Below are 11898 nucleotides of genomic sequence, written 5' to 3'. Positions count from 1 at the left end.
GCTCAGTCCGGCGCGTTGGGCGCGTAGCGGGTGCGCCAGCCCTGCAAGCTCAGGCTGCTGCCGTCCGGCGCGGTGACGGTGACGGTGATCTTCAGTGCCGCGCCGGCGGCGACGTTGTCCAGCGCGGCCGCGGTGACGTCCACCGCGGCGCCGTAGCCGCCCAGGCCGGCGACGGCCGCGTTCGTCACGTCGCGGATGCCGCTCATGGAGAAGCCGGCGTAGTCGTTGACGTTGTTGAAGAAATTGGACGGACCGTAGCGGGTCTGGCCGGCCTCGGGGCCGCTGGCTTCCGGGAGCGTCGCGCAGTCCGCCGCGGAGCCGGCCGTCGCGACCTTCGTGTCGGTCGGGTCGCACCAGGTGAAGGGCATCAGCTCGACCTCGCGCAGCAGCGACTCGGCAATGGCGAGCTGCTGGCGACGGATCATGGGGTCGGCGCTGGCCTGGGTGGCAGCGACGAAGACCTGCAGCAGCGCGCTCAGGGCGACGCCGACCACGACGACGAAGAGCAGCAGTTCGATCAGGGTCAGGCCGCGCGGGCGTCGCCTGAGGTGCATGGCCGGCATGCGCGAAATGCTAGCCGAGCCGGGCACCTTCGAAACCTCAAGGCGTTGGATAAATCAGACCCGTGTCCGTCTCGATGCGGTAGGCCTGGCTGTAGCTCCCATAGGCGACGGTGGCGCTCATCGCCGCGCCCGTGCCGGTGGCCGTCGCGCCGCTGTTGCCGCTGTTGAAGGTCACCGAGCGGCTGCCGCCCTCGGCGATGCAGGGGCTCTCGGTCGCCGGGCAGGGCAGGGTGTCGATGACGGCGCCGCCGGCGTAGGCCCAGCTGACGCCGCTGCCGGTGAGGGTGGCCACGATGGGCCGGCGCTGCTGCAGGGCCAGGCGCAGCATGGCCTGGTGACGGGCCTGCAGGTCGTCGCCAAACGAGCGCAGCCGCCACAGCGTCGTGTCCACCACCTTGGGGAGGGCGAACACTGCCAGGGCGGCCGTGATCACGACGACGAGGATGAGCTCGATCAGCGTGAAGCCACGCGGGTTGCGTGGCATGTGCTCAGGAGATACCGGTGGCGGTGAAGGTTGTGGTCGCCGTGTTGCCGTTGATTGATTGCGTCAGAGTGCACGACACGGTGTTGTCCGCGGTGATGGCGGCCGCGGTGATCGTGTAGCTGCTGCTGGGCAGGCCGGTGCCAGGCGTGCCGTTGTAGCTTTGCATGGTCTTCTCGACGTCGCTGCAGTTGGCCACCGCGACGCCCTTGGTGTTGTTGGCCTTGCGGGAAGCGTAGTTGACCGCGGACCCGGAGCTCAGCGCGCCGGCCACGCCATTGAGGGCGGCCGCCCGCGCATCGGCATCCACGCTGACGAACTTGGGCAGCGCGACGGCCGCCAACACGCCGAGGATGACGATGACCATCACCAGCTCGATCAGGGTGAAGCCGGCTTGCTGAGACTTGTTCATGGGTGCCTTCCTGCGCGGCGCGCTGTGGTCCGGGGGTGGCGGGAATATCGGCTAACGGGTCAGCAATGAGAAGTGAAAAGCGCACAAATTGTGTGGACGCCCCCTGTCGCCTGGAAAACCGTTGCAGGCTTCACGGCCGCGGTCAGCGCCCCATGGCGGCCCGGCTGAGGTTCCACAGCGGCAGGAAGACGCCCAGCGCCAGCATCAGCACCAGCAAGCCGATGACGACCAGCAGTATGGGCTCGATGGCGGCGGACAGTCCCTTGACGGCGTAGTCGGTCTCGCGCTCGTACATCTGCGCGATCTCGGTCATCAACGCGTCCAGCTCACCGGTTTCCTCGCCCACCGCGATCATCTGCAGCACGATGGGCGTGAAGACGCCAGTGGCGGTCGCGCAGCGCGAGATGCTCTCGCCGCGCTCGACGCCGTCGCGCATCTGCTCGATGCGGGCGCCGATGTAGGCGTTGTCCACCGTCTGGGCGACGACGGTCAGGGCCTGGCTGATGGGCACGCCCGCACTGCTGGCCAGCGCGAAGCTGCGCGCGAAGCGGGCCAGCGTGGCCTTGAGGACGATGTCTCCGACGATGGGCAGGCGCAGCTTGAAGCGATCCCAGGCGTAGCGGCCGCCGGTGGTGGCGACCCCGTTGCGCCAGGCCAGTGCCAGCGCGATGCCGCCGGCGGCGACCAGGGGCCACCATTTCACCGTCCAGCCCGAGAAGCCGAGCAGGAGGCGCGTCATCAGCGGCAGCTCGCTCTTGAAGTGCGCGAAGACGTCGGCAAACTTGGGCAGCACGACGAGGTTGATGATGATCAGCGCAACGCCCATCGCGACGACGACCATCAGCGGGTAGCGCAGGGCCTGCTTGATGCGGGCGCGGGTGTCGAGCTCGAACTCCAGGTGCTGGGCCAGGCGCAGGAAGACCTCGGTCAGCCGGCCCGTCAGCTCGCCGACGCGGGTCATCGCGACGTAGAAACTGCTGAACACGTTCGGATGGCGGGCGAAGGCCGTGGCCAGCTCGCGCCCCTGGTCCAGGCTGGCATGCACGTCCCGCAGCAGGCTGACGATGCCGGCATGGCTGGTGGACGCCTCCAGGCCGGCGAGGGAGCGCAGGATGGGCACGCCAGCCTTCTGCAGCGTGTAGAGCTGGCGCGTCAGCACCAGCGTGTCCTCCTGCGTGACAGGCTTGGCGAGCAGCGCCTGCAGCCAGCCGCCGCCCCCCGCGACGCCGACGGCCTCCGGCGTCGCCTCGATGCTGACGGGCACGACGCCGCCGGCCATCAGCTGGGCGGCGACGGCGTCGCTGCTGGCCGCGTCGACGATGCCTTCCACCAGCTCGCCGCGGGTGTTGCGCCCCTTGAACGTGAAGTTGCTCATCCGGCGCTCAGTCGGCATCCACGCTGATGCGCACCGCCTCGGCCAGCGAGGTCTGGCCCTCGCGCACCAGGGCCAGACTGCGGTCGGCCAGCGTCTTGCCCTTGAGGGCACGGCGCGCCGCGGCGAGGAAGGCGCCGGCATCGCTCTTCTGGATGGCCAGGGCCATGTCGGGGTCGATTTCCAGCATCTCGTAGATGCCACGCCGTCCCTGGGTACCGGTGCCGTTGCATTCGGAGCAGCCGCGGCCCTTGACGCTGGCCACCGGGGCGGGCGGCTCCCCGTTCAGGGCCTGCACCTCGTGGATCCAGGCCTGCTCCTGCGGCGTGGCCAGGTGCGGCTCGGCGCAATGCCTGCAGACGCCGCGCAGCAGGCGCTGGGCCAGCACGGCCTGCAGCGACGTGGCCACAATGAAGGGCGGGGCGCCCATGTCCAGCAGCCGGAAGGGCGTGGACACGGTGTCCTTGGTGTGCAGCGTGGACAGCAGCAGGTGGCCCGTGATGGCCGCGCGCAGGCCGATCTCGGCCGTTTCGGCGTCACGCATCTCGCCGACGAGGATGACGTCGGGGTCCTGGCGCAGCGCGGCGCGCAGCACCTTGGCGAAGTCCAGCTCGATGCGGTCGTTGACCTGCACCTGGGTCAGACCGGGCAGGCGGTATTCGATGGGATCCTCGGCCGTGATGATCTTCAGCTTCTCGGCATCCAGCTCGGCCAGCGCGGCATAGAGCGTCGAGGTCTTGCCGGAGCCGGTGGGGCCGGTGACCAGGATCATGCCGGCGTCGCGCGCCAGCAGGTCCCGGAACCGCCTGAGCATGTCCTCGGGCATGCCGAGGTCGGCCAGGCGGCGCAAGGACGTGCCCTGGCCCAGCAGACGCATGACCACGGATTCGCCGTACTGGCTGGGCATGGTGGACAGGCGCACGTCCAGCGTGCGGTCCGACAGGCGCAGAGTGAAGCGGCCGTCCTGGGGCAGGCGCTTCTCGGAGATGTCCAGGCCGGCCATCAGCTTCAGGCGCTGGGCCAGGGCCGGGGCGATGCGCTTGTCGGCCTGGGTGAGCGTCTGCAGGATGCCGTCGACCCGGTTGCGGATCAGCAGCTCGCCCTCCTGGGGCTCGATGTGCACGTCGGAGGCGCCGGCCCGCGTCGCATCCTCGAACACCGATTGCAGCAGCCGCACGACGGGCGCGCCCTCCTGGCCCACGCTGGCCTGCAGCGCGCCGAAGTCCACCGCGTCGCCGATGTCCTTCTCCAGCGCCTTGGCCAGCCCCGAGATCTCGTCGCTGCGGCGGTAATGCTTGTCGTAGACGGCAGCGAGCTGGCTGTCTGCGACGACGGCCATGGCCAGGCGGCGCTTCAGGATCTTGGCCAGCTCGTCGAAGCCGAACAGGTCCAGCGGGTCAGCCATGGCGACGAGCAGGGTGTCGCCGCGCTCTTCCAGCACCAGCGCGCGAAAGCGCCGCGCCGGCGTCTCGGGCAGCAGCCGCACCAGCTCGGTCTTGAGCGGGAAGGTCTTCAGGTTGACGAAGGGCGCGCGCAGCTGGCGGGCCAGCACATGGGCCAGCGCCTCCTCGGAGATGAGGTTGGCCTCGATGAGCAGGCGGCCCAGCTTCTTGCCGGTGGCGCGCTGCAGCTCCAGCGCCTGGCCGAGCTGCTCGGCCGAGATGAGCTGCTGCTCGACGAGGACGTCGCCGAGACGCAGTTTTGGGCGGGGAGCGGCTGCGGCGTCGGCTTCGGTCATGGCTAGCTGTTGCTGGTGGCGTGGACTTCGGCGATGGTGGTGACGCCCTGCAGCACCTTGACGATACCGTCCTGGCGCAGCGAGCGCATGCCCTCGGCCAATGCGGTCTGCTGCAGCTCCTCGGCGCGGGCACCGGTCTGGATCATGCGGCGGGTGTCCCGTGACACGGTCAGCAGCTCGTGCAGGCCCGCGCGGCCCTTGTAGCCGCTGTTGCCGCAGGCGGGGCAGCCCGGGCTGGTGAACTTCATCAGCCGGCCATCCCGGCCATGCTGCCGGGTCCACTCCGCCGTCAGCGCGAGGCGGTCGGGCCGTGCGCCGGCCGGGAAGACGTGGAGGTAGTCGTCCAGCAGCTCGCCGAGCTCGACCTCGGTCATGGGCTCGGCCGTCTGGCAGGCCGTGCAGCTGCGTCGCACCAGGCGCTGGGCCAGCACGGCCAGCAGCGAGTCGGCGAAGTTGAACGGGTCCATGCCCATGTCCAGCAGACGCGTGATGGTCTCGGGCGCGCTGTTGGTGTGCAGCGTGGACAGCACCAGGTGGCCGGTCAGCGAGGCCTCGACGGCGATCTCGGCCGTCTCCTGGTCGCGGATCTCGCCGACCATGATGACATCGGGGTCGGCGCGCAGGAAGGAGCGCAGCGCCTTGGCGAAGGTCCAGTCGATCTTGGGGTTCACCTGCACCTGGCGCAGGCCGGCCTGGGTGATCTCGACCGGGTCCTCTGCGGTCCAGATCTTGCGCTCGGGCGTGTTGATGTGGCTGAGCGCCGAGTGCAGCGTCGTCGTCTTGCCCGAGCCGGTGGGACCCACGCAAAGCACCATGCCATAGGGCCGGGCCACGGCCGCCCGCAGGGCCGCGAGGTTGGCCGCGCTCAGGCCGATGCGGTCCAGCGGCATTGGCTTGCTGCTGGCCAGCAGGCGCATGACGACGTCCTCCAGCCCGTTGGTGGTGGGGATGGTCGCGACGCGCAGCTCCAGCTTGTGCTGGGCCGAGAACCGCCCGAAGTTGATCTTGCCGTCCTGCGGCTTGCGGCGCTCGGAGATGTCGAGATCGCACATGATCTTGATGCGCGCGATCATTGCATTACGGTAGGTGTGAGGCAGCTCCAGGTAATGCTGCAGCACGCCGTCGCGGCGGAAGCGGATCTTGAGCTTCTCGCGGCCCGGGTAGGTCTCGATGTGGATGTCGGACACGCCCTGGCCATGCGCCTCGATGATCATCGAGTTGATGAGGCGGACCAGCGAGTTGTCACTCTGCTCTATGGTCGATTCCTCTTCCCGCGTGGCGCGCTCGCTGCTGTCCCGCTCCAGGCTCTCGATGAGCTTGTTGGAGCTGTCCAGCGCGAAGTCAGGCTGGAAGTCGGGCAGCGGGTCGGTGTTGCTGCGCGGCAGCGCATCGGCGCCGTAGCGGTCGAAGGATGCAGGGATGGCGAACTGCAGCGTGCCCAGCTTGGTCAGCGTCGGCACGACCTTGAGCTGCGTGATGAACTCGACCTCGTCGAGGGCGTCGCGCCGCGTCGGGTCTTCCATCGCGACGATGAGGCGGCCCTCGCGCAGCACCAGCGGCAGCACCTCAAGGCGCTTGGCCACCGCATGCGGCAGCTTGCGGACCGCGTCGGGCTCGATGGCGAACTTCTCGACGTCGACGACCGGGTAGCCCATCTTGCGCGCCAGCGCCGACTGCAGCTGCGCTCGGCTGATGACTCCCTTGCGCACCAGCAACTCGCCCAGTGGCACGGAGCGGTCCTCGCGCTGCTGCATCAGGGCCTGGTCCAGCTGCTGGGGCGTGACCAGGTCCAGCGCGAGCAACGCTTCGCCGATGCGCACCATGGGCATCTTGGCCTGTTGCTCGATGGCTTGCAGCAATTGCTCGGCCGTGACGACCTGCTGCTCGACCAGGATATCGCCGACGCGGCGCCGGCGCAGGCCGGTCTGCTCGACGGCGGCTGCCTTCAGTTGCTCTGGGGTGACGAGTTCGTCCTTGAGCAGCATGTCCCCGATGCGCTCGCCGATCTCGAAATGCGCCAGCACCTCGCGAGGCACGAAGACACGGCGCACCGAGTCGTCATCGCCGGACAGGGGCGGGAACAGGAACAGGCCCAGACCGTCGTGGTGGTGGCCTATGGTCACGCCCTTGAGCTCGTCGCCGCCGTTGAAGACGATGCGGAACTCCGAGCGCGGGCGCTGGTCCACGCTGAGGGGCGAGTTCGCGTCGCCAGCGTCGCGCGGCGGCACCGTCAGCGGGCGCTGCAGCTTGACGGCGCGGAACTGGCTGAACTTCAGCGGCATGCCGTTGCGCGCCGGCGGCACGTTGATCTGCACGACGCGCTCGGCGACGTCCAGGTGCAGCAGCTGGCCGGCGCTTCGGCTGTTGTTCAGGCCGAGGATCTCGCAGGCCTCCTGGCCGCGTTGCACCTGGGGCTGGGGATACGCCGCGTAGGGTGGGCAGGGCCAGGAGAAGCCCGACGCCGACGCCGACGCCGGGACGGGGGCAGGGGCGGGAGCGGAAGGGGCGGCATCGCCGTGGGGCCACGACAGGGGCTGGGACGGGTCGATCATGGGCAAGCGCAGAGGGAGTGCCGGCGATTATGGAGGGCAGTCGTGACTCGCCTCCCCTGGAGAAACACCGTGCAAACGACGCAGGCGCGCGGCGTGCCGATTCGCGAGAATGGCGGCATGAACATCCTGCTCACCGGCTTCGAGCCCTTCGGCGGCGACGCCATCAATCCGTCCTGGGAAGTGGCGCGCTCGCTGCAGGGGCACGTCATCGCCGGCGCGACCGTGCACGCGCGCTGCCTGCCCACCAGCTTCGGTGGCGCGCCCGAGGCGCTCGAGGCGGCGCTGACCCTATTCAAGCCCGATCTCGTCATCGCCCTGGGCCTGGCCAGCGGCCGCACGGAGATCTCGATCGAGCGCGTGGCCGTCAACCTGATCGACGCCCGCATCCCCGACAACGCCGGCGAGCGCCCGCAGGACGTGCCGGTGCGCCCCGACGCGCCCGCGGCCTATTTCTCGACGCTGCCCGTCAAGGCCATACGCAACGGGTTGCGCGCGGCCGGCCATCCGGCCGGGCTGTCGCTCACGGCCGGCGCCTTCGTTTGCAACCAGGTCTTCTTCGAGTTGCAGCATCGGCTGGCAGGCCGCGGGGTCAGGAGCGGCTTCATCCACGTGCCGGCCTTGCCTGAGCAGGCAGCGCGCGCCCAGCCCTCGGTGCCCAGCATGGGCCTGGCGGCGCAGATCGCCGCGATCCAGCTGGCCGTGGCGATCGCGCTGGAAAGCGAGGAGGCCTCGGCGTCGGCCGCGCCGGACGAGGGCGCGCCCACGAGCTGATCACTCGACCGGGTGCTGCCGCCAGCGTGCGCTGGCCAGGCGCATCAGCCGCACCTGACGGGCAAACCGGCGGCAGTTGCTGCAGATGCGGTGATGCAGGCGCAGCGAAAGCCGCTCGGCCAGCGGCATGCGGCGGTCCTCGGCCTGCAGGATGATCTGCGTGGCCGCCCGGCAGGTGATCTTCAGCTTGATCAAGGCGCTTCTCCATGGGATGCCGCGTCGAACCAGCCCGCCTGCAGGCATTCGCGCAGCCGCAGCCGGGCCCGGTGCAGCATGACCCAGAGGTTGGTCGGCGTGATGGCCAGTTCCTTACAGATCTCGTCGGATTCCAGCTCCAGCCATTCGCGCATCATGAAGAGCCGCCCCTGCTGGCCGGGCAGTTTTTCGACGCAGGCTTCCAGTACCTTCATGAAGTCGAGCTGACGCAGCGCATCCTCCGGGTTGCCCCAGTCATGCTGGGTCTCACGCCAATGCCCGTCGGCGGCGAACAGCAGCTCGTCCAGGTCCTCGCGGTCATCGGTACCGGCCGTCGTCGACAGTTCGCGGCTGTTGCGGCGGATCTGGTCGACGAGCTTGTGCTTGAGGATGCCGATGAGCCAGGTCTTGAGCTGGCTGGCGCCCGCAAAGGCCTGCGGCTTCTCGAGCGCGGCGAGCAGCGTCTCGGAGACGGCATCCTCGGCCCAGGCCGGATTGCGCAGCTGCAGCCGGGCGTATTTCAGCAGGGTGGGGCGCAAGGCCTCGATCTGGCGGCAGAAGTCGGTTGAGGCGGCCATGGCGGCGCGCAGTGTAAGGACTGGGCGTGTCTTGCGACTTCATCGCAGCCGCCGCATCATCGGCCGCTTAGTTCACCACCCCTCAGCTTTCGGAGACCTGTCCATGAAGAACCAAGCCCTCATGTCCTCGGCCCTTGCCACCGCCCTGTCCCTGGGCCTCGTTGCCCAGGCCCAGGCCGCCGACGCCGCCAGGGAGAAGTGCTATGGCATCGCCAAGGCCGGCCAGAACGACTGCGCCACCGGCGCCCACTCCTGCGCCGGCCTGGCCAAGGCCGACAAGTCCCCCGGCGAGTGGAAGTACGTCGCCAAGGGCAGCTGCGAGAAGGATGGCGGCTCGACCAAGCCTCCGGCCAAGAAGTGACGACTTGAACCCGCAAGCCGGGGTGCCGGCCACGCCCTGCGTGGGCGTCGGCTGGCGCCAGCCCCACTACGAGGCCCTGCTGGCCCAGCGGCCCGCGCTCGGCTTCATCGAGGTCCATTCGGAGAACTTCTTCGCCGACGGCGGCGTCGCGCTGGCCGTGCTGGAAGCCGGTCGCGCGGCCTACCCGGTCAGCCTGCATGGCGTGGGCCTGGGCCTGGGCTCCGCGGTCGGGCTGGACGACTGGCACCTGGAGCGCCTGGCCCGCCTCGTCGAACGGGTGCAACCTGCCTGGGTGTCCGACCACGCCTGCTTCGCGCGCGTCGGCTCGGGACTGCACGCGGCGGACCTGCTGCCCATCCCGTTCAACGACGAGTCGCTGGCGCTGCTGGCCCGCCATGTGGACGCGGTGCAGCAACGCCTGGGCCGGCCCATGCTGGTCGAAAACATCAGTGCCTACGTGGGCTGGGGCGGGGACACGCTGGCCGAGCCCGAGTTCTTCAACGAACTGACGCGGCGCAGCGGCTGCGGCCTGCTGCTGGACGTCAACAACCTCGTCGTCAACGCGCGCAACGCGGGCCACGGGCCCGAGGCCGCGGCGCGGGAGGCGATGCGCTGGGTCGATGCGATTCGCCCCGGCAGCGTCGGCGAGATGCACCTGGCCGGGCATTGCGAGCGCGAGGACGGCCTCGTCATCGACGACCACGGCAGCCGCGTGCGCGACGAGGTGTGGCGCGTCCACGCGCATGCCATCGCGCGCTTCGGGCCGACGCCGACGCTGATCGAATGGGACCAGGACTTGCCCGAACTGCACGTGCTGCTCGCGGAGGCCGAGCGGGCGAGGGCGGTGCAGCCATGAAGGCCCGGCAACAGGCCTTGCTCGATGCACTGCTGGGCCGTGGCGAGCCGCCCGCCGGGCTGAGCGGCGGCCAGCGCGGCCTGGCCGCCTACCGCGGCAACCTGGTGGCGCTGTCCGACCGGGCGCTGGCCGTGCCCTTCGGCCGGCTGCGCGACGCCCTCGGCGAGGCCGAGTTCGCGGCGCTGGCCTGGACCTTCTGGCGTGCACGTCCGCCCGAATGCGGCGACCTCGGGGAATGGGGCGGAGCGCTGGCCGGCTTTCTCGTCGAACGCGCCGGCGAAGCCTCGGGCCTGCCCGATCTGGCACGACTGGACTGGGCCTTGCACCAGGCCGAGCGGGCTGGGGATGTCGCGCTGGACGCCGACTCGCTCCAGCTGCTCGGCGATACGCCGCCCGAAGCGCTGTGGCTGCGTCTGCGCCCCGGCGTCGCGATGCTGGCGCAGGCGGGCGGCCCGGTGCTGGTCTGGCGCCAGGGCTGGCGTGGGCAGTGGCAGGCCCTGCCGGCGGCCGAGGCGGTCTTCATGCGCTGCCTGCTCGATGGCGCCAGCCTGGCCGACGCGCTTGCGGCCGCCGAGGTGAAAGGTTCCGGCGCCGAGACCGACTTCGACTTCGGCGCCTGGCTGCAAGCCGCGCTGCAGAAGACCTGGCTGCAAGCGGTCGGGACCACACCACCGGAACGGAGCAAGCCGCCATGAACACCCTGATCTCCCGCACGCTGCGCGCCTTCACCGACCCGGGCCTGGCGCCCACGCGGCTGCCGGCGCCCCTGGAGGCGCTGCTGAGCCAGTTGCAGTCCCTGGCCCTACTGGCGGCACGGCTCTATGTGGCCCGGATCTTCTTCATGTCCGGCCTGACCAAGCTGCGCGACTGGTCGTCGACGTTGGCCCTGTTCCACGACTACTACCAGGTGCCGCTGCTGCCGCCCACGCTGGCCGCCTACATGGGCACGACGGGCGAGCTGGTGCTGCCGGTGCTGCTGGTGCTGGGGCTGGCCGGGCGCTTCGCCGGCGCGAGCCTGTTCGTCGTGAACCTGATGGCGGCGCTTTCGCTGATGAGCGAGGATTTCACGCCAGTCGCCCAGGCCCAGCACATGCTGTGGGGTGTGTTGGCCCTGGTGATCGCATTGTTCGGCTCCGGCCGCTGGTCCGTCGACCGGTTTATTCGCGTGGGCGGAAGCTGAGGATCAGCACCGGTGGCACGCGGCCGTCGACGTCGCGGGGCAGCGTCTCGGCCTTCTCGATGGCGCGCAGCACGGCGCGGTCCCAATCGCCGTCGCCGCTGGCCTTGAGCACCTTGGTGCCGAGGATGCGGCCGTCGGGGCCCAGCGCAACCTGCACTTCGGCGGTCGGGTTTGCGGCGCCGTCGTCCGAGTAGATGATGAGCGGGCGGATCTTGCCCTTGATGCGGCCCGCGTAGCCCGCCGACGGCGCGGAGTTCTGCGCTGCCGCCCCGGTCGAGCCCGGCGTACCGCCGGCCATCCCCTGGATGCGGCGCAGGAACTCCTGGCGCTGCGCCTCCCGGCGGGCATCGGCCTCCTTGGCCTCCTTCGCCGCCTTGGCGTCCTGGAGCTTCTTGCGCTGGTCCTGCTCTTCCTTGGCCGCCTTCTCCTTGGCGGCCTTGTCCTTGGCTTCCTTGGCTTCCTTTTCCTTGGCCACCTTCTCGCGCTCGAGTCTGGCGGCGTCCTCGCGGGCCTTCTCTTCCTTGATCTTCCGGGCCTTGGCGACCGCGATCTCGGCTTCGCGCTGCTCGGCGGCGGCTTCCTCGGCCGCGCGCTGCTGCGCCTTCAGATCGGGCTTGGGCTGGGCCTGAGGCTCGGGCTCCGGCGGGGCCTCCTCGCGGGGTGCGGCGACCTGCGGTACGGCCGACCACAACTCGGCCTCGAAGGCAGCCGACGAGTCGCTGCGCCAATGCAGGCCGTAGCTCAACGCGAGGATGAGCAGGCCGTGCGCGATCAGCGCAAGCACGAGGCCGCGGCCCAGGCCGGCGGCTTCAGGGGGACGCAGGGTCGCGACGCTCATC

At 70.0% G+C, this 11898-nt stretch carries 14 protein-coding genes; 5 read left to right on the top strand and 9 right to left on the bottom strand.

The window, feature by feature from the left end; genetic code table 11:
• Positions 1–2: 2 nt before the first annotated feature.
• The 6 genes from JOY88_RS11830 to JOY88_RS11805 form a co-directional block, all read right to left on the bottom strand.
• Positions 3–563, bottom strand: coding sequence for a prepilin-type N-terminal cleavage/methylation domain-containing protein (locus tag JOY88_RS11830; protein WP_293502619.1), 561 nt, complete (start codon positions 561–563; stop codon positions 3–5).
• A gap of 37 nt (positions 564–600) precedes the next feature.
• Positions 601–1047 (bottom strand): pilus assembly FimT family protein, encoded by a 447-nt coding sequence (locus JOY88_RS11825; RefSeq protein WP_293502617.1) that lies wholly within the window; start codon positions 1045–1047, stop codon positions 601–603.
• Positions 1048–1051: 4 nt separating this feature from the next.
• Positions 1052–1456, bottom strand: coding sequence for a pilin (locus JOY88_RS11820; RefSeq protein WP_293502615.1), 405 nt, complete (start codon positions 1454–1456; stop codon positions 1052–1054).
• A 142-nt stretch (positions 1457–1598) separates the two neighbouring features.
• On the bottom strand, positions 1599–2831 hold the full coding sequence (locus JOY88_RS11815; protein ID WP_293502613.1) for a type II secretion system F family protein: 1233 nt from the start codon (positions 2829–2831) through the stop codon (positions 1599–1601).
• Between the two features lie 7 nt (positions 2832–2838).
• Positions 2839–4566 carry a GspE/PulE family protein gene (locus JOY88_RS11810; RefSeq protein WP_293502611.1) on the bottom strand — a complete coding sequence of 576 codons (1728 nt, stop codon included), beginning with the start codon at positions 4564–4566 and terminating at the stop codon, positions 2839–2841.
• A gap of 2 nt (positions 4567–4568) precedes the next feature.
• Positions 4569–7118, bottom strand: a complete 2550-nt coding sequence (locus tag JOY88_RS11805) for an ATPase, T2SS/T4P/T4SS family (RefSeq protein ID WP_524539215.1) — start codon at positions 7116–7118, stop codon at positions 4569–4571.
• Between the two features lie 117 nt (positions 7119–7235).
• Between JOY88_RS11805 and pcp the strand changes: the two genes are divergently transcribed.
• Complete coding sequence (gene pcp / locus JOY88_RS11800; RefSeq protein ID WP_293502609.1) at positions 7236–7889, top strand: pyroglutamyl-peptidase I; 654 nt, start codon at positions 7236–7238, stop codon at positions 7887–7889.
• Here the strand turns inward: pcp and JOY88_RS11795 are convergent, their stop codons facing one another.
• Together JOY88_RS11795 and JOY88_RS11790 are read right to left on the bottom strand one after the other, a co-directional pair.
• Positions 7890–8084 (bottom strand): anti-sigma factor family protein, encoded by a 195-nt coding sequence (locus JOY88_RS11795; RefSeq protein WP_293502607.1) that lies wholly within the window; start codon positions 8082–8084, stop codon positions 7890–7892.
• Complete coding sequence (locus JOY88_RS11790) at positions 8081–8662, bottom strand: sigma-70 family RNA polymerase sigma factor (protein WP_293502605.1); 582 nt, start codon at positions 8660–8662, stop codon at positions 8081–8083. The genes JOY88_RS11795 and JOY88_RS11790 overlap by 4 nt, the downstream gene beginning before the upstream one ends.
• A gap of 103 nt (positions 8663–8765) precedes the next feature.
• On the opposite strand from JOY88_RS11790, the gene bufA1 reads away from it, so the two are divergent.
• The 4 genes from bufA1 to JOY88_RS11770 are packed head-to-tail and all read left to right on the top strand — an operon-like array spanning position 8766 to position 11059.
• On the top strand, positions 8766–9023 hold the full coding sequence (gene bufA1 / locus JOY88_RS11785) for a BufA1 family periplasmic bufferin-type metallophore (protein WP_293502603.1): 258 nt from the start codon (positions 8766–8768) through the stop codon (positions 9021–9023).
• A 4-nt stretch (positions 9024–9027) separates the two neighbouring features.
• On the top strand, positions 9028–9879 hold the full coding sequence (bufB, locus tag JOY88_RS11780) for an MNIO family bufferin maturase (RefSeq protein ID WP_293502601.1): 852 nt from the start codon (positions 9028–9030) through the stop codon (positions 9877–9879).
• The gene (locus JOY88_RS11775) at positions 9876–10574 is read left to right on the top strand and encodes an HvfC/BufC N-terminal domain-containing protein (protein ID WP_293502600.1); all 699 of its coding nucleotides are present in this window, start codon (positions 9876–9878) and stop codon (positions 10572–10574) included. The genes bufB and JOY88_RS11775 overlap by 4 nt, the downstream gene beginning before the upstream one ends.
• Positions 10571–11059 carry a DoxX family protein gene (locus JOY88_RS11770; RefSeq protein ID WP_293502599.1) on the top strand — a complete coding sequence of 163 codons (489 nt, stop codon included), beginning with the start codon at positions 10571–10573 and terminating at the stop codon, positions 11057–11059. The genes JOY88_RS11775 and JOY88_RS11770 overlap by 4 nt, the downstream gene beginning before the upstream one ends.
• Here JOY88_RS11770 and JOY88_RS11765 read toward each other — a convergent pair.
• A complete protein-coding gene (locus JOY88_RS11765) occupies positions 11037–11897 on the bottom strand; it encodes a cell envelope integrity protein TolA (RefSeq protein WP_293502597.1) in 861 nt (286 codons plus the stop codon). The two genes, JOY88_RS11770 and JOY88_RS11765, sit on opposite strands and share 23 nt — an antisense overlap.
• Position 11898: the final 1 nt, after the last annotated feature.

It is taken from the genome of Roseateles sp., from assembly GCF_019237615.1.
GTDB lineage: Bacteria > Pseudomonadota > Gammaproteobacteria > Burkholderiales > Burkholderiaceae_C > Pelomonas.
Note: the sequence above shows the minus strand (reverse complement) of the source record. Positions and strands in the feature narration are given on the sequence as shown.

Excerpts from the sequence above, each read along its gene's own strand:
- pcp (WP_293502609.1), top strand. The coding sequence starts at position 7,236 with ATGAACATCCTGCTCACCGGCTTCGAGCCCTTCGGCGGCGACGCCATC.
- JOY88_RS11805 (WP_524539215.1), bottom strand. The coding sequence starts at position 7,118 with ATGATCGACCCGTCCCAGCCCCTGTCGTGGCCCCACGGCGATGCCGCC.
- JOY88_RS11810 (WP_293502611.1), bottom strand. The coding sequence starts at position 4,566 with ATGACCGAAGCCGACGCCGCAGCCGCTCCCCGCCCAAAACTGCGTCTC.
- JOY88_RS11815 (WP_293502613.1), bottom strand. The coding sequence starts at position 2,831 with ATGAGCAACTTCACGTTCAAGGGGCGCAACACCCGCGGCGAGCTGGTG.
- bufA1 (WP_293502603.1), top strand. The coding sequence starts at position 8,766 with ATGAAGAACCAAGCCCTCATGTCCTCGGCCCTTGCCACCGCCCTGTCC.
- JOY88_RS11820 (WP_293502615.1), bottom strand. The coding sequence starts at position 1,456 with ATGAACAAGTCTCAGCAAGCCGGCTTCACCCTGATCGAGCTGGTGATG.
- JOY88_RS11765 (WP_293502597.1), bottom strand. The coding sequence starts at position 11,897 with ATGAGCGTCGCGACCCTGCGTCCCCCTGAAGCCGCCGGCCTGGGCCGC.
- JOY88_RS11770 (WP_293502599.1), top strand. The coding sequence starts at position 10,571 with ATGAACACCCTGATCTCCCGCACGCTGCGCGCCTTCACCGACCCGGGC.
- JOY88_RS11825 (WP_293502617.1), bottom strand. The coding sequence starts at position 1,047 with ATGCCACGCAACCCGCGTGGCTTCACGCTGATCGAGCTCATCCTCGTC.
- JOY88_RS11830 (WP_293502619.1), bottom strand. The coding sequence starts at position 563 with ATGCCGGCCATGCACCTCAGGCGACGCCCGCGCGGCCTGACCCTGATC.
- JOY88_RS11790 (WP_293502605.1), bottom strand. The coding sequence starts at position 8,662 with ATGGCCGCCTCAACCGACTTCTGCCGCCAGATCGAGGCCTTGCGCCCC.
- JOY88_RS11775 (WP_293502600.1), top strand. The coding sequence starts at position 9,876 with ATGAAGGCCCGGCAACAGGCCTTGCTCGATGCACTGCTGGGCCGTGGC.